This is a genomic window from Geodermatophilus sp. SYSU D00691 (assembly GCF_054050275.1).
Genome location: NZ_JBJGYZ010000029.1, coordinates 21,066 through 39,447, shown reverse-complemented (window position 1 = coordinate 39,447; position 18,382 = coordinate 21,066). Strand labels below are relative to the sequence as shown.

18 protein-coding genes are annotated in these 18,382 nt (G+C 73.3%); 10 read left to right on the top strand and 8 right to left on the bottom strand.

The window, feature by feature from the left end:
* Position 1: 1 nt before the first annotated feature.
* Positions 2 to 1,492 (bottom strand): (Fe-S)-binding protein, encoded by a 1,491-nt coding sequence (locus ACI797_RS19615; protein ID WP_456860557.1) that lies wholly within the window; start codon positions 1,490 to 1,492, stop codon positions 2 to 4.
* Positions 1,493 to 1,616: 124 nt separating this feature from the next.
* Between ACI797_RS19615 and ACI797_RS19610 the strand changes: the two genes are divergently transcribed.
* From ACI797_RS19610 to ACI797_RS19585, 6 genes are all read left to right on the top strand, one after another.
* Complete coding sequence (locus ACI797_RS19610; RefSeq protein WP_456860555.1) at positions 1,617 to 2,393, top strand: FadR/GntR family transcriptional regulator; 777 nt, start codon at positions 1,617 to 1,619, stop codon at positions 2,391 to 2,393.
* Positions 2,390 to 3,097: a cache domain-containing protein gene (locus ACI797_RS19605; RefSeq protein WP_456860553.1), complete on the top strand. Its 708-nt coding sequence runs from the start codon at positions 2,390 to 2,392 to the stop codon at positions 3,095 to 3,097. The genes ACI797_RS19610 and ACI797_RS19605 overlap by 4 nt, the downstream gene beginning before the upstream one ends.
* A gap of 132 nt (positions 3,098 to 3,229) precedes the next feature.
* The gene (locus ACI797_RS19600) at positions 3,230 to 4,777 is read left to right on the top strand and encodes an APC family permease (protein WP_456860551.1); all 1,548 of its coding nucleotides are present in this window, start codon (positions 3,230 to 3,232) and stop codon (positions 4,775 to 4,777) included.
* Positions 4,774 to 5,847 (top strand): LLM class flavin-dependent oxidoreductase, encoded by a 1,074-nt coding sequence (locus ACI797_RS19595; RefSeq protein WP_456860549.1) that lies wholly within the window; start codon positions 4,774 to 4,776, stop codon positions 5,845 to 5,847. The genes ACI797_RS19600 and ACI797_RS19595 overlap by 4 nt, the downstream gene beginning before the upstream one ends.
* A gap of 109 nt (positions 5,848 to 5,956) precedes the next feature.
* Positions 5,957 to 7,309 (top strand): 4-aminobutyrate--2-oxoglutarate transaminase, encoded by a 1,353-nt coding sequence (gene gabT / locus ACI797_RS19590; protein WP_456860547.1) that lies wholly within the window; start codon positions 5,957 to 5,959, stop codon positions 7,307 to 7,309.
* 104 nt (positions 7,310 to 7,413) lie between these two features.
* A complete protein-coding gene (locus ACI797_RS19585) occupies positions 7,414 to 9,129 on the top strand; it encodes a KAP family P-loop NTPase fold protein (RefSeq protein ID WP_456860545.1) in 1,716 nt (571 codons plus the stop codon).
* Positions 9,130 to 9,195: 66 nt separating this feature from the next.
* Here ACI797_RS19585 and ACI797_RS19580 read toward each other — a convergent pair whose 3' ends face one another.
* A complete protein-coding gene (locus ACI797_RS19580; RefSeq protein ID WP_456860543.1) occupies positions 9,196 to 9,459 on the bottom strand; it encodes a helix-turn-helix domain-containing protein in 264 nt (87 codons plus the stop codon).
* A gap of 48 nt (positions 9,460 to 9,507) precedes the next feature.
* Here ACI797_RS19580 and map point away from each other — a divergent pair, with 48 nt between their 5' ends.
* Complete coding sequence (map, locus tag ACI797_RS19575; protein ID WP_456860541.1) at positions 9,508 to 10,305, top strand: type I methionyl aminopeptidase; 798 nt, start codon at positions 9,508 to 9,510, stop codon at positions 10,303 to 10,305.
* Here the strand turns inward: map and ACI797_RS19570 are convergent.
* Positions 10,276 to 11,484 carry a saccharopine dehydrogenase family protein gene (locus ACI797_RS19570; protein ID WP_456860537.1) on the bottom strand — a complete coding sequence of 403 codons (1,209 nt, stop codon included), beginning with the start codon at positions 11,482 to 11,484 and terminating at the stop codon, positions 10,276 to 10,278. The two genes, map and ACI797_RS19570, sit on opposite strands and share 30 nt — an antisense overlap.
* An 88-nt stretch (positions 11,485 to 11,572) precedes the next feature.
* On the opposite strand from ACI797_RS19570, the gene ACI797_RS19565 reads away from it, so the two are divergent.
* Together ACI797_RS19565 and ACI797_RS19560 are read left to right on the top strand one after the other, a co-directional pair.
* Positions 11,573 to 13,102 (top strand): APC family permease, encoded by a 1,530-nt coding sequence (locus ACI797_RS19565; RefSeq protein WP_456860535.1) that lies wholly within the window; start codon positions 11,573 to 11,575, stop codon positions 13,100 to 13,102.
* Positions 13,103 to 13,130: 28 nt separating this feature from the next.
* The gene (locus ACI797_RS19560; RefSeq protein ID WP_456860533.1) at positions 13,131 to 13,550 is read left to right on the top strand and encodes a universal stress protein; all 420 of its coding nucleotides are present in this window, start codon (positions 13,131 to 13,133) and stop codon (positions 13,548 to 13,550) included.
* Between the two features lie 62 nt (positions 13,551 to 13,612).
* Here ACI797_RS19560 and ACI797_RS19555 read toward each other — a convergent pair whose 3' ends face one another.
* Both ACI797_RS19555 and ACI797_RS19550 read right to left on the bottom strand, forming a co-directional pair.
* A complete protein-coding gene (locus ACI797_RS19555; RefSeq protein WP_456860531.1) occupies positions 13,613 to 15,004 on the bottom strand; it encodes an aspartate aminotransferase family protein in 1,392 nt (463 codons plus the stop codon).
* 58 nt (positions 15,005 to 15,062) lie between these two features.
* Complete coding sequence (locus ACI797_RS19550; RefSeq protein ID WP_456860529.1) at positions 15,063 to 15,617, bottom strand: CGNR zinc finger domain-containing protein; 555 nt, start codon at positions 15,615 to 15,617, stop codon at positions 15,063 to 15,065.
* 76 nt (positions 15,618 to 15,693) lie between these two features.
* Here ACI797_RS19550 and ACI797_RS19545 point away from each other — a divergent pair, with 76 nt between their 5' ends.
* Positions 15,694 to 16,644, top strand: coding sequence for an EamA family transporter (locus ACI797_RS19545; RefSeq protein WP_456860528.1), 951 nt, complete (start codon positions 15,694 to 15,696; stop codon positions 16,642 to 16,644).
* Between the two features lie 30 nt (positions 16,645 to 16,674).
* Here ACI797_RS19545 and ACI797_RS19540 read toward each other — a convergent pair whose 3' ends face one another.
* Genes ACI797_RS19540 through ACI797_RS19530 form a run of 3 tightly spaced genes read right to left on the bottom strand, consistent with a single transcriptional unit; the run spans position 16,675 to position 18,359 of the window.
* Complete coding sequence (locus ACI797_RS19540; protein ID WP_456860527.1) at positions 16,675 to 17,397, bottom strand: mycothiol-dependent nitroreductase Rv2466c family protein; 723 nt, start codon at positions 17,395 to 17,397, stop codon at positions 16,675 to 16,677.
* A gap of 49 nt (positions 17,398 to 17,446) precedes the next feature.
* Entirely contained in the window at positions 17,447 to 17,938 is a 492-nt protein-coding gene (locus tag ACI797_RS19535) for a glutathione peroxidase (RefSeq protein WP_456860525.1), read from the bottom strand.
* A 28-nt stretch (positions 17,939 to 17,966) separates the two neighbouring features.
* Entirely contained in the window at positions 17,967 to 18,359 is a 393-nt protein-coding gene (locus tag ACI797_RS19530) for a DUF2237 family protein (RefSeq protein ID WP_456860523.1), read from the bottom strand.
* Positions 18,360 to 18,382 lie beyond the last annotated feature (23 nt).

Sequence of the window (18,382 nt, the reverse complement as noted above, 5' to 3'; positions counted from 1 at the left end):
GTCAGTGCCCCCCGCACCCGCAGCCGCCGGACCCGTTGCCGCAGCCGCCGCCGCAGCCGCCCCCGCCGCAGCCACCGCGGCTGCTGCCCCGTTCCCGCCGGGCGCGGCCGGGGACGCCGGTGCGCTCCTGCGCCAGCCGGCGGTCGCCGACGTCGCCGCGCGAGCCGCCGACGGTGATGCCGAGCGACTGCGCGAACAGCTCGTGCAGGTCGACGACGTCGATGTCCTCCGCGTCGCCGGCCTCCGACAGCGGCCGCTCCGACCAGGGGCAGGCGCTGACCAGGGTGTCGACGTCCAGCTCGGCGGCGCGCTCGAGCCGGGCCGCGCTGATCTTCGCGGTGAGCTCGGGCTTCTCGATGGGCAGGCCGCCCCCGCCGCCGGAGCAGTAGGACCACTGGGTGACCCGGTCGACGTCCTCGAACCGCAGGCCGGGGATGGCCCGCAGCAGCTCGCGGGGCTCCTGCCAGATGCCCTTGCGCTTGTTGAGCCGGCAGGGGTCGTGGTACGTGATCGCCCGGTCGACCGGCACGCTGGGCGTCAGCCGGCCCTCGCGCAGCAGCTGGGCCAGGACGTCGAGGACGAGGACGACCTCGACGTCGAACTCCTCGCCGAAGTACTTGGGGTAGTCCTCGGTGAAGCTGATGTAGTCGTGCGGGTCGAGCACCAGCACCCGCTTGGTGCCGGTGGCCCGCCAGTTGTCCAGGTTGTGCCGGGCGAACCGCTGGGCCTGCTCGGCGTAGCCCATCTCCGCGGCCGGGCCGCCGCAGCACCACTGCTCGCCCATCAGCCCGAACTCGTAGCCGGCCAGCTGCAGCATCTGCGCGACCGCGCGCGGCACGGAGGTGCGGTAGAAGGCCGCCTCGCAGTCGACGAAGAGGATGGTCTCGCCGCCGACCGGGATGTCGAGCCCCTCGGCCCAGTCGCGCACCTTCTCCTGGCTGACCGGCGTCTCGCCCAGCACCGGCTCGTGGGTGCGCAGGTCGGTGCGCTCGTTCCAGATCTTCCAGTTCGGCTGGTGCACGCCCTTCTCGACCGCGAGCGAGCGCACCGCCTTGACGACGTCGACCGTGCGGGTGCGGAAGCGGTAGAAGTCGCCGGTGAACAGGGTGTTGGGGCACCGCAGCTCGCAGGCCCCGCACTGCGTGCAGTTGACGTAGTCGGCGGCGATGTCACCGATGTCGAGCTCGCCCCGCTCCATCGCGACCACGTTGGCGTGGAACGCCGTAGGCGTCCACGACTCGTTGCGCTCCACCTGGGTGACCGGGCAGACCTCGCGGCAGAACTTGTGGCCGGAGGAGAAGCAGTTGTACGAGGTGTTGCGCCACTGCTCGACGAAGGCCGCCGTCTGCGGGTCCTGCCGCGGGGCGGGCACCGGGCCGGCGAGCGTCTCGGGGAACTGCGCCAGCTCCGGGGGGTTCGACGGGGCGCCCGGGGTGAACGGTTCGGACAGGGCGTCGGGGGCCGACGACCGTTCGGGCTGGACCTGTGTCACGTCGTGCTCCTCGTCACAGGATGGGTGGGGCGAGCGCCACGCTAACGAGGAAAACCTATGGAATCAACGCTTATGCATCGATCCCCGAGGTGCGACACTCTGCCCGTCCGGAGGGGAGGGGACCGTGCAGCTGCTCAGCGGGGACGCCCGCCGTGCCGTGTTCGCCCCCCTCGACGACCGCGCCCTGCGCAGCGAGGCGGTGGTGCGGCGGGTCGGCAGCGCGATCGCGCTCGGCCTCCTCGGCGACGGCGAGCAACTGCCCACCGAGACCGACCTGGCGACGATGCTCAACGTCTCCACCATGACCCTGCGCGAGGCGCTGGCCGAGCTGCGCGGGCTGGGGCTCGTCGAGACCCGGCGCGGCCGCGGCGGCGGCAGCTTCGTGCGGGCGCGCGACGACGTGCTCGGCGCCCTGGCCGACACCCGGCTCGCGGAGCTGGGCACCACCGACCTGCGCGAGCTCGGCGACGTCCACGGGGCGGTCGCGGCCGCCGCGGCCCGGCTGGCCGCGACCCGGGCCTCCCGGACCGAGATCGCGCGGCTGCGCGACATCGTCGAGCGGCTGGCGCGGGCCGAGTCGGTGACCGACCAGCGGCGGGCGGAGGGCCGCTACTACATCGAGCTGGCCGCCTGTGCCCAGTCGGTGCGGCTGACGATGCAGCTCATGGACCTCCACCTCGAGCTCGGGCAGCTGCCCTGGCCGCCGGCGCACGCCCCCCAGCTGCTCGGGGTCATCGTCGCCAGCCACCGGGCCGTCGTCGACGCGATCGCCGCCCGCGACGCCGTCACCGCCCGCGCCCTCACCGAGGGGCACATCGAGACGCGGACGCTGTGGTCCACCGAGCTGCGGCTGCGCGCCGGCTCGGCCGACGGGGGAGCGGCGCGGCTGGAGGTCTCGTGACGCCCGGCGCCCTCCCGCGCGTGCTCGGCACCGTCACCGAGGTGGTCGAGCACGTCTTCGCCACGGTCGCCGAGGTGCACTCCGCCGTCCTGCGGCCGGCGGCGCAGGACGGGCTGCGCAGCGGCGGGCCGGTGCTCGGCGACGACGTCGCGCGGCTGCTGCTGCGACCGGGCCAGCTGGCCGTGGGGCTCGGGCTGGTGGCCGCCCCGCAACCGCAGCGCGGGCTGCCGCTGCGCCTGGAGTGGTGGCAGGTCGACCCCGAGGGCGGCCGGCCGCGCCCCCTCGACCCGGACCTGCGGCCCAGCAGCCTCGGCTACTACGACTACACGGCGGCCGAGTGGTTCGACGTCCCCCGGCGGACCGGACGGCGGTACGTCGTCGGCCCGCACGTCGACGTCCACGGCACCGGCCGCTACGTGCTCACGCTCACCGAGCCGGTCGTCGTCGACGGCGAGTTCGCCGGCGTGGTGGGGGCCGACGTCCCGGTCCGCCGGTTCGAGACGCACCTGCTGACCGAGCTGGGCGCGCTGCCCACCCGCTTCCTGCTCGTCAACGACGAGGACCGGGTGGTGCTCTCCACCTCCCCGCGACGGCTGGTGGGGGAGCTGCTCCCCGCCGGCGCGTCCGAGGGCTCCGCGGCCGAGGTGCCCGGGGTGCCGTGGCGGGTGGTCCCCGTCGCCGACGCGGGCGTGCTGAGCGCCTGACGGCGGCCGCGCGGCGAAGAGATCGCCCGCTGGCTCTTGTCCTCAGAACTCTGCCTCTATAGGTTTTCGCGCGAACCTGTGGTCCACGGCACACCGTGCCCACGACGACTTCCTGGCAGACGAGGAGGCCCGGTGCACGACTCCGGACCGCACGCCGCACCGCTCGACGACGACGCCCAGCTCGCCGCGCTCGGCTATTCGGGGCAGTTCGAGCGGAGCATGGGGCTCTGGGCGAACATGGCGCTCGGCTTCACATACCTGTCCCCGCTGGTGGGCGTGTACTCGCTGTTCGCCTACAGCCTCTCGATCGGCGGCCCGCCGGCGATCTGGTGGATCGTCATCGTGGGCGCCGGCCAGCTGCTCGTCTCGCTGGTCTTCGGCGAGGTGGTCTCGCAGTACCCGCTGGCCGGCGGCATCTACCCGTGGGCGCGGCGGCTGTGGAACCGCCGGTACGCCTGGATCGTCTCGTGGGTCTACATCTGGGCGATCATCGTCACCGTCACCTCGGTCGCGCAGTTCGGCGGCGGCTTCGTCGCCGCGCTCTTCGGCATCGAGGCCACCCCGGGCGTCGCGCTCGCGACCGCCGTCGGGCTGCTGGCCCTCGCCTTCGCCATCAACTACAGCGGCACCCGCAACCTGGCCCGCATCGCCAAGATCGGTCTCGCGGCCGAGCTGATCGGCGTCATCGTGCTGGGGCTCTACCTGCTGCTGTTCCAGCGCGAACAGCCGTTCTCGATCTTCTTCGACACCCTGGGCACGGGTGAGGGCGGCTACCTCGGCCCGTTCCTGGCCGCCTCGCTGTCCGGCCTGTTCCTCTTCTACGGCTTCGAGGCGTGCGGCGACGTCGCCGAGGAGGTCTCCGACCCGACCCGCCGCATCCCGCGGGCGATGATCCTGACCATCCTCGTGGGCGGCGTCTCCGGCCTGCTGTCCTACGCCGGCTACGTGCTGGCCGCGCCGGACCTGCCGGCCATCGTCGCCGGGGAGGACCCCGACCCCATCCCGTCGATCCTCGAGAGCACCCTGGGCACCGCCGGGTCGAAGGTCTTCCTCGTCGTCACGGTGACGGCCTTCATCTCCTGCGTTCTCTCGCTGCAGGCGGCCGGCAGCCGGCTGCTCTACGCGTTCGCCCGCGACCGCATGCTGCCGGCCAGCGGCTGGCTCGCGCACGTCTCGAGCCGGCACGCCGTCCCCACGAACGCGCTGCTCGTCGTCTGCGTCGTCCCGATGCTCATCTGCCTGTTCGTCTTCTTCCAGCCCGACGCGCTGCCGCGGGTCACCGCCTTCGCGGTGCTCGGCATCTACATCGCCTTCCAGGCCGTCGTCCTGGCGGCGCTGCGGCAGCGGCTGAAGGGCTGGCGGCCGGCCGGGCTGTGGAACCTCGGCAGCGTCGGGCTGGTCGTCAACGTGCTGGCGCTGGCCTACGGGATCTTCGCGATCATCCTGCTGATCAAGCCCGCCCCCGGGACCGTGACGTTCCTCGACCGCTGGATCGTGGCGATCGGCCTGGCCATCGTGGCCGGCAGCGGCCTGCTCTACCTGTTCCTGGCCCGGCCCGACCGGCACTCCGCAGACATCCCCGAGGGCGACGCCCGCGAGGTGGCAGCACAGCTCCGTCAGATCCGGCGCGACGCCCCCCCGGGCGCCGCGCGCACCCAGGCGAGTGAGGAGATCCGATGAAGTTCAGCTACGCGATGTTGCCCGACTACTCGTTGGAGGAGGCGCTGCGAGCCATCGAGCTGGCCGACCAGCTCGGTTTCCACGCCGTCTACGCGGCCGACGAGACGTGGCACAAGGACCTGTGGCTGCTGTTCGCCGCAGCGGCGGCGCGGACCTCGAGGGTGCGGATGGGGCCCAGCGTGTCGTCGGTCACCCTGCGCGAACCGTCGCTCATCGCCCAGGCCACCGCCACGCTCGACGAGCTCACCGGGGGGCGGGCCGAGGTGGTCCTGTCCAGCGGCAACTTCGGGCTGCTCGCTCAGTACAAGATGGACTGGAAGCAGATGAAGCCGCTCTCGCGCACGATCGAGGGCGTCAAGGTCGTCCGGACCCTGCTCGACGAGGGTGCGATCACCTTCGACGGCGAGTTCTTCAAGTACGACGGCCTGTTCACCTTCGCCCGGCCGGTGCAGGAGCGGGTGCCGGTCATGATGGGCGCGATGCGCGGCCCGCGCTCGTTCGAGGCGGCGGCCGAGTTCTCCGACGGCTGCCACCAGGCCCTGAGCTACAGCCGCGAGGCGTACGAGTACGCGGCCGAGCACTTCCGGGCGGGGGCCGAGCGGGCCGGCAAGGACTGGACGACGCTCGACTTCGGGGCCTGGGTCGTCGTCGCGGTCGGCCGTGACTCGGCGGCGGCCAAGGAGGCCGCCCGCAGCATGGTCGGCATCTACGCCTCCTCGATGCCGGCCGAGCAACTCCAGCGGCACGGGGTGGACCCGGCGCAGCTCCAGCCGATCATCGACGCGATCGCCGGTGGTGACCTCGCCCGCGGCATCGAGCTGACCACCCCGGACATCACCGATCGGCTCTCCTTCGCCGGCACGCCGGACGAGGTGGTCGCCAAGATCCGCGAGATCGAGCCGGCCGGGGTCAACCACGTCATCGCAGCGATCAACGACGCCTCGATCGTCAAGGCGTTCACCGGCCGCGATGTGCCGGGCGTGGCGACGGTCGAGGAGCAGCTGCAGCTGATCCACGACGAGGTCATGCCGGCGTTCGCGCGCACCCCGGCGGGTGCGTCCGCCGGCTGAGCAGGGGGTCGACCGGCTCGCCCTCGCCGGGCGGGCCGGTCGACGCATACAGTCGCCCGGAAGCCCAGATCGCGCGGAAACCGTCGCGAGGAGTCCCCAGGAGGCCGCGATGACCGGCGTGCTCACCCCCGCCGCGTCCCTGCCGCAGGAGCGGCGGCTGGTCACCGAGGTGCCGGGGCCGCGCTCGCGCGAGCTGATGGCACGGCGGACGGCCGCGGTGTCCTCCGCGGTGGGCGGCACGCTGCCGGTCTTCGTCGAGCGCGCCGGCGGCGGCGTCCTGGTCGACGTCGACGGCAACTCGCTGATCGACCTCGGGGCCGGCATCGCCGTGGTCAACGTCGGCAACGCCGCGCCGGCCGTGGTGGAGGCGGTGCAGCAGCAGGTCGCCGCCTTCACCCACACCTGCTTCATGGTCACGCCCTACGAGGGCTACGTCGCGGTCAGCGAGGAGCTCAACCGGCTGACCCCCGGCGACCACGAGAAGCGCTCGGCGCTGTTCAACTCCGGCGCCGAGGCGGTGGAGAACGCCGTCAAGGTGGCCCGGGTGGCCACCGGCCGGTCGGCGGTCGTGGTGTTCGACCACGCCTACCACGGGCGCACCAACCTCACGATGGCGCTGACGGCGAAGGCGATGCCCTACAAGTCCGGCTTCGGGCCGTTCGCGCCCGAGGTGTACCGGGTGCCGATGAGCTACCCGTTCCGCGACCCGGAGAGCATGACCGGCGCCGAGGCCGCGGCCCGGGCGGTGGCCCTGGTCGAGAGCCAGATCGGTGCGGCCAACGTCGCCGCGGTGCTGATCGAGCCGGTCCAGGGCGAGGGCGGCTTCGTCGTCCCGGCGCCGGGCTTCCTGCCGGCGCTGGCGGAGTGGTGCCGGCAGGCCGGGGCGGTGTTCATCGCCGACGAGGTGCAGACCGGCTTCTGCCGCACCGGCGACTGGTTCGCCAGCGAGCACGAGGGCGTCGTCCCCGACCTGGTGACGACGGCGAAGGGCATCGCCGGCGGGCTGCCGCTGGCCGGGCTGACCGGCCGCGCCGAGCTGATGGACGCCGTCCACACCGGCGGCCTGGGCGGCACCTACGGCGGCAACCCGGTCGCCTGCGCGGCGGCGCTGGCGTCGATCCGCACGATGCGCGAGCAGGACCTCTGCGGTGCCGCGCGCGGGGTCGAGGACACCATGCTGCCCCGGCTGCGGTCGCTGCAGGAGCGGTTCCCGGCGATCGGCGACGTGCGCGGCCGCGGGGCGATGCTCGCTGTCGAGCTGGTGAGGACCGGGACGCTGGAGCCGGACGCCGCGCTCACCGGCCGCGTGGCCAGGGCCTCCCACGCCCGCGGCGTGCTCGTCCTGACCGCGGGCACGTTCGGCAACGTCCTGCGCTTCCTGCCGCCGCTGGTGATCGGCCACGACCTGCTGTCGGAGGCGCTCGACGTCCTCGAGGAGGCCTTCGCCGCCCAGGCCGGCTGATCGCGGGGGCCGCGCACCGTGACGCCGCGGTGACGCGCCCCGGCGACACTGGCCTTCCGGGCCCGCGGCGCGCGTCCGTGGGCCGCCCCGGGAGGAGGGCGCACATGACCGCCGCCACCATCGCCCCGCCGTACGTGGGCCACATCCTCCTCGACGTCCCCGCGGCGAACCCGACGCTCGGCTACGACAGGATCGCGGAGGCGCTGGCCGCGATCGTCCAGAACAGCGAGCCCCGCTTTGCCGTGGGCATCTTCGGTAGCTGGGGCAGCGGCAAGAGCACGCTGATGGAGAGCCTGGCCGCGCGGATCGACCGGGACCGCGCGGTCGTCGTCCCGTTCAACGCCTGGCAGTACGAGCGCGAGCCGCACATCGTCCTGCCTCTGCTGGACACGATCCGGGCCTGCCTGACCGCCTGGGCCGATGCCCATCCCCAGGAGCGCGGTCCGGCCGAGAACATCGCCCGGCGGATCGGCCGGGTCGTCCGTGCGCTCGCGCGGGGGCTGTCCGTCCAGGTGGGTGTTCCTGGCGCTATGACGATCGGGGTCGACGCCGACCGGGTGCTGGAGACGCTGAAGGCCGGGACGGCCGACGAGCCGGCCTCACCGCAGTCGGTGTACTACGCGGCGTTCTCGGAGCTGCAGGCGGCGTTCGAGCTGGTCGAGGCATCGCAGTTCACCCGGATCGTGGTCTTCGTCGACGACCTCGACCGCTGTCTCCCGGCCAGCGCGCTGAGCGTCATCGAGTCGATGAAGCTGTTCTTCGACCTGCCGGGATTCGTCTTCGTGGTGGGCATGGACCCACGGGTGATCGAGCGCGCCGTCCGGGTCAAGTTCCAGGAGGAGTTCCCGACGGACGGCGGCGATGAGGCCGCCGCCGTCAGGAAGCCCGAGCGTGACTACGCGAAGCAGCTCGAGCGTGACTACGTGAAAAAGATCATCCAGGTGCAGTGCAGTCTCCCCGAGATGGCCCCTGCCCAACTCGGTGAGTTGCTGGATTGGGTGATCTACAACGTGCAGCTGAGCGAGGAGCAGAAGCGCGACCTGGAAGAGGGCGGGCGGGTGCGCCGATACCTCGTCCACGTCGCGGCGGAGGGACGCGTCAATCCCCGGCAGGTCAAGCGCTTCGTCAACGCCTACACACTCCAGCGCATGGTCCAGGACGACCTCGACCCCGAAGCCCTGCTGGCGCTGCAGGTCCTAGAGTTCCGACCGGACTGGGAGACCGTGCGTGACGTGCTCCTGGCAGAACCGGACGTATTCCTGGCGGCGCTGAAGGTGTACCGCGGGGATGGCCCCGAGCCATCGGACGACCACGCGCTGGAGAACCTCTGGCCGCACCTCGCCGTGCTCCCGGCCGAACTCTCGGCCTTTCTGCGCTCCGAGGATGTGGCCCCTCTCGTCCTGAACGAAGGGCAGATCGACCGCTACCTGTCGAGCCTGGGATCCACGAGCAGCATCCCGGACTGGCTGCGGCAGGCGTTCCGCAACGTCGGGCAGCTCCGCCAGCAGATCCGCGAGCTGGGGCCGGACGTGCGGTGGGGCTCGGCCAGGGCGCGCGACGCAGCAGAGCGCATGAAAGCCCTGCGCGAACGGATCGCCGGCTACGGCGCGGACAACCCGGAGGTCCGGGACCGGGTCAACGGGCCGCTGGAGCGCATCCAAGAGGCGATCGAGGTGCTGTCACCCAGCGGTGCGACTCAGCCGCACGACGTGTCCCCGGAGGAGTTCGCCGCCTGGAGGCAGAAGGTCATGGGCGCTATCGACAAGCTCCAGGAGGAGTTCCGGCTCTTGCGTCGGTCGATATCCCCGCCCACGCCCTGACACGCCCTCGCTGGCGCCTCGACGTGCTCGACGAGGCCCTCGCCGCGGGAACGTCATCCTCCTGGGTCAGGAGGCCAGGGACCCCCCGGCCGGCTCGTCGAGCGTGGCGAGGTGCTCCAGCGGGAGGTCCAGGGCGCGGGCCAGCGCCGCGACGGTGAAGAAGGCCGGCGTGGGCACGCGGCCGGTCTCGATCTTGCGCAGCGCCTCGAGGCTCACGCCGGACGCCGCCGAGATCTCGGCCGGGCTGCGTCCGCCACGGGCCGCGCGCAGCAGGGCGCCCAGCCGGCGGCCGCGTTCGCGTTCGGCGGCCGTGAGCGGCGGTCGGACCATGCCGTGATACTAATACCGGGATAGGAATACCACCCCGGAGGGACGGTCATGGTCGAGCTGCGGACACCCGGCGAGATCGACGCGATGCGCGCGGCGGGGGAGGTGGTCGCCCGGGTGCTGGCCGCGGCGCGCGCCGCCGTCGTCCCGGGGGTGCGGCTGCGCGAGCTCGACGACCTCGCCCGCAGCGTCCTCGCCGACGCGGGCGCGACGTCGCCGTTCCTGGGCTACCAGCCGCACCGCTCGATGCCGCCGTACCCCGGCGTCATCTGCACCTCGGTGAACGACGTCGCGCTGCACGGCATCCCGTCGGCCCGGCGGCTGGCCGAGGGCGACCTGCTCAGCATCGACGCCGGCGCCGTCCTCGACGGCTGGGTCGGCGACTCGGCGATCTCGCTGACCGTCGGGACGGGCGCCCCGGCGGACCTCGCCCTGATCGACACCGCCGAGCGGGCGCTCGCGGCCGGCATCGCCGCGGCGGTGCCCGGTGGCCGCCTCGGGGACGTCTCGGCCGCGATCGCCGCCGAGGGCCGCGCCGCCGGCGTCGGCATCGACCCCTCCCACGGCGGGCACGGCGTCGGCCGCCGCATGCACGAGGAGCCGCACGTCCCCAACGAGGGCCGCGCCGGCCGGGGCCTGCGGCTGCGCGCCGGCCTGGTCATCGCCATCGAGCCGTGGTTCATGGCCGGCGGCGACGACACCTCGTGGATCGATGACGACGGCTGGGGCGTGCGGACCTCCGACGGCAGCCGCGCCGCGCACGTCGAGCACACCGTCGCCGTCACCGACGACGGCCCGCGCGTGCTCACTGCCGCGGGGTCAGCCGCCCTCGCGCATCCCCCACGGTGAGCCGTAGGCGGTGAGCAGGTCGAGGAACGGCACCGCGTCGAGCGCCTCCGGGCCGAGCACGCCGCTGCCCTGCCAGGCGCCGGTGGCCAGCAGCTCCATCGCCACGACCGGGTTGACCGCGGTCTGCCAGACCACCGCCTGGGCGCCGTACTCGCCCATCGACCAGGCGTTGTCGACCACGTGGTAGAGGTAGACCTCGCGCGGCCGGCCGTCGGTCCCGGTGCCGCGCACCCACAGCCCTGCGCAGGTCTTGCCCTCCATCAGCTCGCCCAGGCCCGCCGGATCGGGCAGGCAGGCGGCGACGACGTCGCGCGGTGAGACCTCCACGCCCCCGACCCGCACCGGCGTCGTGGAGTCCAGCCCGAGCTTGTGCAGGGTCTTGAGGACGTCGATGAACTCCTCGCCGAGGCCGTACTTGAAGGTCACCCGCCGGGCGTCGACCCAACGCGGCATGAGGAGCACCTCCTCGTGCTCCACGTTGACGCACTCGACCGGCCCGATGCCCTCGGGGAAGTCGAAGACCTCCGGCTCGCTGAACGGCGCGGTGGTGAACCAGCCCTTGTCCTTCTCCCACACCACCGGCGGGTTCAGGCACTCCTCGATCGTCGTCCAGATGCTGAAGGACGGCGCGAAGTCGTACCCGCGGACGGACAGGTCCGCCCCGTCCCGCACGCCCAGCTCGTCGATGGACGAGAACAGGTGGTCGGCCGCGTAGCGGGCGAAGACGTCGGAGAGCCCGGGCTCCACGCCGATGCCGACGAGCGCCAGCTGCCCGCGCGCCTCCCACTCGCCGGCCAGCGCGAACTGCTCGTCGCCGAGCTTGACCCCGGTCAGCTCGTACGGCCGCTCGGGGTGCGGCCGGGACAGCGACATCGCCATGTCCAGGTACGTCGCCCCCGCCTCCAGCGCGGCCCGGAACAGCGGCATCACGAACCGGGGGTCGGTCGCGTTGAGCAGGACGTCGCAGCGGTGCTCGGCCAGCAGCGCGCGGACGGCGGCCTCGTCGGAGGCGTCGACCCGGGCCGCGGTGAACCGGGGGTCGGCCACCGCGGCGACCGCCTTCTCCGCCCGGGCCGGGTCGTAGTCGGCCACCACCATCGCCTCGAAGAAGTCGCGGCGGGCCGCGATCGCGGTGACCGCGCCGCCGACGCCGCCGGCGCCGACCAGCAGGATGCGCATCGTTCTCCTCCGTTGCTTTCCGTGGTGATGCACAGTCGTAGCACGCGGAATGCTTGCGTACGGAGCGTTTGGCTGCGATAACCGTCGGATGAGCCAGCAGCACACGCAGGCGGAGGCCCCCGCCGAGCTCCGGCACAACGCGATCGGCTTCGTCGACGCCCTGGTCATCGGCCTCGCGTCGACCTCGCCGGCCTACTCCCTGGCCGCGGTGATCGGCGCCGTGGTGGCGCTGGTCGGGGTCAACGCGCCCGGCGTCTTCCTGGCGTCGTTCGTGCCGATGCTGCTCATCGCGTCGGCCTTCTACTACCTCAACCGGGCCGACCAGGACTGCGGGACGACGTTCTCCTGGGTCACCCGGGCGATGGGGCCCTGGGTCGGCTGGCTCGGCGGCTGGGCGATCGCCCTGACCGGCGTGCTGGTCATCGGCTCGCTGGCCGAGGTCGGCGTCCGCTACGGCCTCCTGGCCCTGCAGCTGGACGGCCTGGCGGAGAACACGTTCGTCCTGCGCGCGCTCTCCGTGCTGCTGATCCTCGTGATGACGGCGGTCTGCGTGCTCGGCACCGAGATCAGCGCCCGGCTGCAGAACGTGCTGATCATCCTGCAGATCCTCAGCCTGCTGGTGTTCGCCGTGGTCGCCATCGTGAAGGGCCTGTCCGGCGACGCCGTCGAGGGCGGGGGCCTGTCGCCGGAGTGGAGCTGGCTCAACCCGTTCGGCGCCGGCGGGGCGGCGCTCACCGGCGGCCTGCTGCTCGGCGTGTTCATCTACTGGGGCTGGGAGTCGGCGGTCAACCTCACGGAGGAGACCAAGGACTCGTCGTCCACCCCCGGGCGCGCGGCGATCGTCTCGACCGTCGTCCTGCTGGTCACGTACCTGGGGGTCGCCTACGCCGTCCTGATCTTCGCGGGACCGGGCTACCTCGAGGCCAACGCCGCCGAGGAGGACTTCATCTTCGCGCTGCTGGCAGGTGACGTGCTCGGCGGCTGGGACTGGGTGCTGCTGCTCGCGGTCGCGACCTCGGCGGTCGCCTCCACGCAGACGACGATCCTGCCTGCCTCGCGCACCGGCCTGTCGATGGCCCGGCGGCACGCCCTGCCGCACGGCCTGGCGCGCATCCACCCGCGCTTCCGCACCCCCGACGTCTCCACCTGGTGGGTCGCCGGCATCGCGATCGGCTGGTACCTGCTGGTCAGCTGGATCAGCGAGAACGCGCTGTTCGACTCGCTGACCGCGCTGTCGCTGCTGATCGCCTTCTACTACTCGCTGACCGGCATCGCCTGCGCCGTCTTCTACCGCCGCGAGCTGACCCGCAGCGTCAAGGACTTCCTGCTGATCGGCGTCGGCCCGGTCATCGGCTCGGCGCTGCTGATCTGGCTGCTGGTCGAATCGATCGGCGACCTCGCCGACCCGGCGAACTCCTACACCGGCGCGGCCTGGCTGGGCGTCGGCCCGCCGCTGGTCATCGGCGTCGCGATCTTCGTCATCGGCGTGGCCTTCATGCTCTTCTGGCGGGTGCGCGACGGCCGGTTCTGGCGGGAGCGGCCGACGACGTCGGACCGCATGCACGCCGACATCGCGGCCGGCCGCTCCGGCGCCGCCGTCGAGGACCCGGCCCCGTGAGCCCCAACTCCCAGCAGAGAGGAACCCCATGAGCATCGTCCTGGGCTACGACGAGTCCCCCGGGGCGCGGCGGGCGCTGGACCTGTCGATCGACCTGGCCGCCCGGCTGGGCGAGCCGCTGGTGCTCGTGTTCGGCGCCGCGCCGCCCGGCATGGTCGGCGAGGAGGCCGGCGAGCACTACAAGGCGCTGGCCGAGATCGGTCAGGCCGCCGCCGGCCAGGCCGTGCGGACGGCGGAGGCAGCCGGGGTGAGCACGGTGGTCGAGGTGCTGCCGGTCAAGCCGGTGGAGGCCCTGCTCGACGCCGCCGACCGGCACGACGCGCGGGTCATCGTGGTGGGCACCCACGGCGAGACGCCCCTGCGCGGGGCGTTCCTCGGCTCGGTGTCGCACAAGCTGCTGCACCTGTCCGACCGCCCGGTGCTCGCCGTCCCGCCCGAGCGCGACTAGCGAGATCGGCGCTCTCGCACGCTTCCACCCGTGAAAGCGTGCGAGAGCGCCGATGTCGCCGGCTACAGGCGGGTCCAGGCCTCCGTCAGGACCGAGCGCAGGACCTGCTCCATCTCGTCGAACTCGGCCTGGCCGCAGATCAGCGGCGGGGCGAGCTGGATGACGGGGTCGCCGCGGTCGTCGGCGCGGCAGTAGAGGCCGGCGTCGAACAGCGCCCCGGACAGGAACCCGCGCAGCAGCCGCTCGGACTCGGCGTCGTCGAAGGTCTCCTTGGTCGTCTGGTCCTTGACCAGCTCGATGCCGTAGAAGAACCCGTCGCCGCGGACGTCGCCGACGATCGGCAGGTCGAGGAGCTTCTCCAGCGTGGTGCGGAAGGCGCCCTCGGTCTCGAGCACGTGCCGGTTGAGCTGCTCGTCGTCGAAGATGTCGAGGTTGGCCAGCGCGACGGCGGCCGAGACGGGGTGGCCGCCGAACGTGTAGCCGTGCGGGAAGCTGGTCGCTCCCTGCAGGAACGGCTCCATGACCCGGTCGGAGGCGATCATCGCGCCGATCGGCGAGTAGCCCGACGTCATGCCCTTGGCGCAGGTGATCATGTCGGGCACGTAGCCGAACTTGTCGCAGGCGAACGTCGTGCCGAGCCGGCCGAAGGCGCAGATCACCTCGTCGCTGACGAGCAGGACGTCGTGCCGGTCGCAGATCTCGCGGACCCGCTCGAAGTAACCGGGTGGGGGAGGGAAGCAGCCGCCGGCGTTCTGCACCGGCTCGAGGAAGACGGCGGCGACCGTCTCGGGGCCCTCGAAGAGGATCGCCTGCTCGATCTGGTCGGCGGCCCAGCGGCCGAAGGCCTTGGGGTCGTCGCCGAACACCGGCGCCCGGTAGATGTTCGTGTTCGGCACCCGGAACGTGCCCGGCACCAGCGGCTCGAAGTCGGCCTTGAGCGCCGGCAGCCCGGTGATCGACAGCGCGCCCTGGGTGGTGCCGTGGTAGGCCACCGCGCGGCTGATGACCTTGGTCTTGAGCGGCTTGCCGACGAGCTTGAAGTACTGCTTGGCGGCCTTCCAGGCGGTCTCGACGGCCTCGCCGCCGCCGGTGGTGAAGAAGACCCGGTTCAGGTCGCCGGGCGCCGCGGCCGCGAGCCGCTGCGACAGCTCGATCGCGGCCGGGTGGGCGTAGGACCAGAGGGGGAAGAAGGCCAGCTGCGCGGCCTGCTTCGCCGCGGCCTCGGCGAGCACCCTGCGGCCGTGGCCCGCCTGGACGACGAACAGCCCGGCCAGCCCGTCGAGGTAGCTGCGGCCGCGGTCGTCGAAGATCCGTGCGCCCTCGCCGCGGACGATCACCGGCGGCGGGGCGTCGGCGTAGGCGCCCATCCGCGAGAAGTGCAGCCACAGGTTGTCGGCGGCGCCCGGGCCGACGGGCGAACCGCCGGTCGTGACGTCCTGCTCGGTGGTGGTCATGTGCGGATCCCGTCGTCCGGAGGGCCGTGCAGCACTCGGATCGTAGCGATCGGGCGTCTCAGCTGACGAGGTCGTTGCCCGCCGCGCGACGGGCACGGTAGGCGGCCACGTGCTCCCGGTTGGCGCACGCCCCGTCGCAGAAGCGGCGGGACCGGTTGCGCGTCAGGTCCACGAGCACGTCGCCGCAGCCGTCGCGGGCGCAGGTGCGCAGCCGGTCCAGCTCGCCCGCCCGGACGAGGTCGGCCACGGCGAGGGCGGCCTCGACGGCCATCCGGTCGGCCAGCGGCGCGTCCGGGTCGGTCGCGTGCAGGTGGTAGGGCCAGCCGCCGTGCCGGACCAGCTGGGGCAGCGCCCGCGCGTCGCGGAGCAGCCGGTTGACGACGGCGACGACCTCGTCGACGTCGCCGGACCACAGCCGGCGCAGCTGCGGCCGCAGCCGCCGGATCTCGGCCACCTCGGCCTCGTCGCCGCGGATCGCGCCGGTCCACTCCCACCGGTCGAGGAACCGGGCCAGGGCGGCCGGGTCGGGCAGCTGCTCGCCGGCGGAGCCGGCCGTGTTGACCAGCGCGGCGGCCGCGGCGAGGCCGACCTCGGTGTCATGGGCGAACGGCACGGTTGCTCCTGACATCTGCTAGCGTGCGACGTGTCAGGATCGTACGTCGGTTAGCCCCTGACATGAGGAGCGCGGCATGGCCCGGGTGCGCGGCTGGTCGGGACTGGCCATGGCGGTCGGCTCCGGCGCGGCCTTCGGGACGTCGGGGGTGCTGGCCCGGTCGCTGCTCGACAGCGGGTGGTCGGCGGCCTCGGCGGTCACCGTGCGCGTCGCCGTCGCGGCCCTGGCGCTGACCGTCCCGGCGGTCCTGCTGCTGCGGGGCCGGTGGCCGCTGCTGCTGCGCAACGTCCCGGCGGTGCTGGCGTTCGGCCTCGTCGCGGTGGCCGGCTGCCAGCTGGCGTACTTCCTGGCGGTGTCCCGCCTGTCGGTGGGCGTCGCGCTGCTGCTGGAGTACTCCGGCGTCGTCCTCGTCGTCCTGTGGACGTGGCTGCGCTCCGGCCGCCGGCCGTCGACGACGACGCTGGTCGGGGTCGCGGTCGCGGTGGCCGGCCTGGCGCTGGTCCTCGACGTGCTCGGTGACGTGCGCGTCGACCCCGTCGGCGTCGTGTGGGGCCTGGTCGCCGCCGTCGGGCTGGCCGTCTACTTCGTCGTGTCCGCCCGCACCGACGACGCGCTCCCGCCGCTGGTCACCTCGTGGGCCGGGATGGCGGTCGGCGCGGTCGTCCTCGGCCTGGCCGGGCTGGTCGGGGTCGTCCCGTGGGCGGTGACCGGCGCGCCGGTGGAGCTGGCGGGGCAGCGGACGTCGTGGCTGGTGCCCGTCCTCGGCCTGGGGCTCGTCGCCGCGGCCCTCGCCTACGTGCTCGGCGTGGCCGCCGTCCAGCGCCTCGGGGCGCGCCTGGCCTCCTTCGTCGGGCTGACCGAGGTGCTGTTCGCCGTGCTGTTCGCCTGGCTGGCGCTGGGGCAGCGGCCCGGCCCGCTGCAGCTGGCCGGGGGCGCGGTGGTGCTCGCCGGCATCGTGCTGGTCCGGCTGGGCGAGCGGTCGCCGGAGGCGGTCGTGGAGATCCCCGACCCCGTGCCCGCGCGCTGAACGGCGGGCGCAGAGCCCAGGGAGCGCCGCTCAGCGCTTGCGGCGGCGGCTACCGCCGTGCCAGTCCTCCTCGCGCCCGACCTCGCCGGGTCGGACGCCGAACGCCGGCAGCTGCGGCCGCTCCCGCAGGCTGCGCTTCAGCTCCGCGAACCCGGGGAAGCCGGCGAGCGCGACCACGTGGTCCCACAGCTCGACGGCGTCGTCCTCGTCCGGCAGCCGGCTGATGACCGGGCCGAAGAACGCCACGCCGTCCGGGGGGCGGAAGTGCAGGATCGGTGTCCCGACGTCCTTGCCGGTGAGGCCCAGCGCCTCGTCGGTCTCGGCGCGGATCTCCGCGTCCCACGCCTCGTCGAGCAGCGCGCCGGCCAGCTCCGCCGGCAGGCCGGCCTCGGCGAGCGCCGGCGCGACGAACCCGGGGGTGTCCCGCTGCTCCCCCGCCCGCCACTCGCCGCGGTCCACCTCGAAGACGTGCCGGCCCAGGACCTCGTACAGGCGGCCCACGGCGTCGCGCCCGTGCTCGGCCCGCGTGCGGGCCGCGACCCGCAGCAGCCGCAGGCCGGCGGTGTGGCCGGCCTCGTACTCGGGTGGGAAGTGGGCGTCGTAGTCGACGTGGGCGTTGAGCAGCCGCAGGGAGACGAACCGCCAGTCCACCTCGTGGTCGCGGCGTGCCGCCACCAGCCGCACCCACTTCGACGTCATCCAGGCGAACGGGCAGACGGGGTCGAAGTAGAAGTGCAGATCGGCGTCGGTCACGCCGGGAGGCCTGCCCACGGGCCGCCCCAGCGAACCGCGTGCGGCGGCGTCAGGCGAGCAGCGACTCGATCGCGGTGCGGACCTCGGGGGCGTCGGGCTGCGTCTTCGGGCGGAACCGCGCGACGACCTCGCCCCGGGCGTCGACGAGGAACTTCTCGAAGTTCCACTGGACGTCGCCGGCCTCGCCGGACGCGTCGGTGCTGCCGGTCAGCCGCTGGTAGACCGGGTGCGCGCCGTCGCCGTTGACCTCGATCTTCTCGGTCAGCGGGAAGGTGACGCCGTAGGTCGCGGAGCAGAAGGCGGCGATCTCCTCGGCGCTGCCGGGCTCCTGACCCAGGAACTGGTTGCACGGGAAGCCGACGACGGTGAACCCGCGCGGCCCGTACTCCTCCTGCAGTGCCTCGAGCTGCGTGTACTGCGGGGTCAGGCCGCACCGGCTGGCCACGTTCACGACCAGCGCCGGGCGGCCGCCCGTCAGCTCGCCGAACGTCGTCTGCTCGCCCTGCAGCGTGGTCACGGGCACGTCGAGGAGGTCGCTCATGCCCGGCGCAGCACCTCGACCGGCACGGCTATTCCAGGCTGCTGGCGTCGTCGGGCACGTCGACGGCGTGCTGCCGCAGCGCCTCGAGCGGCACGACCTCGAGCGCGCGCTCGTTGGTGGCGGCCAGGACGACGCCGGCGGCCGTGCCCGCCTGGTAGGCCTGCAGCCACCGCGCCGCCACCACGCACCACCGGTCGCCCGGCCGCAGCCCGGGGAAGGCGAACTCCGGCCGCGGCGTGGTCAGGTCGTTGCCCAGCTCGCGCTGCATGGCGAGGAACTCGGCCGAGACGACGACGCAGACGGTGTGGCTGCCCAGGTCCTCGAGCCCGCTGGAGCACAGCCCGTCGCGGTAGAAGCCGGTGACCGGGTCGGTGCCGCACGGCTGCAGGGGGTCGCCGAGGACGTTGCGCTGCTCGGTCACGGGCGCTCCTCGCGCGGGGCCGC

Excerpts from the sequence above, each read along its gene's own strand:
- ACI797_RS19595 (WP_456860549.1), top strand. The coding sequence starts at position 4,774 with ATGAAGTTCAGCTACGCGATGTTGCCCGACTACTCGTTGGAGGAGGCG.
- gabT (WP_456860547.1), top strand. The coding sequence starts at position 5,957 with ATGACCGGCGTGCTCACCCCCGCCGCGTCCCTGCCGCAGGAGCGGCGG.
- ACI797_RS19585 (WP_456860545.1), top strand. The coding sequence starts at position 7,414 with ATGACCGCCGCCACCATCGCCCCGCCGTACGTGGGCCACATCCTCCTC.
- ACI797_RS19580 (WP_456860543.1), bottom strand. The coding sequence starts at position 9,459 with ATGGTCCGACCGCCGCTCACGGCCGCCGAACGCGAACGCGGCCGCCGG.
- map (WP_456860541.1), top strand. The coding sequence starts at position 9,508 with ATGGTCGAGCTGCGGACACCCGGCGAGATCGACGCGATGCGCGCGGCG.
- ACI797_RS19570 (WP_456860537.1), bottom strand. The coding sequence starts at position 11,484 with ATGCGCATCCTGCTGGTCGGCGCCGGCGGCGTCGGCGGCGCGGTCACC.
- ACI797_RS19565 (WP_456860535.1), top strand. The coding sequence starts at position 11,573 with ATGAGCCAGCAGCACACGCAGGCGGAGGCCCCCGCCGAGCTCCGGCAC.
- ACI797_RS19560 (WP_456860533.1), top strand. The coding sequence starts at position 13,131 with ATGAGCATCGTCCTGGGCTACGACGAGTCCCCCGGGGCGCGGCGGGCG.
- ACI797_RS19555 (WP_456860531.1), bottom strand. The coding sequence starts at position 15,004 with ATGACCACCACCGAGCAGGACGTCACGACCGGCGGTTCGCCCGTCGGC.
- ACI797_RS19545 (WP_456860528.1), top strand. The coding sequence starts at position 15,694 with ATGGCCCGGGTGCGCGGCTGGTCGGGACTGGCCATGGCGGTCGGCTCC.
- ACI797_RS19535 (WP_456860525.1), bottom strand. The coding sequence starts at position 17,938 with ATGAGCGACCTCCTCGACGTGCCCGTGACCACGCTGCAGGGCGAGCAG.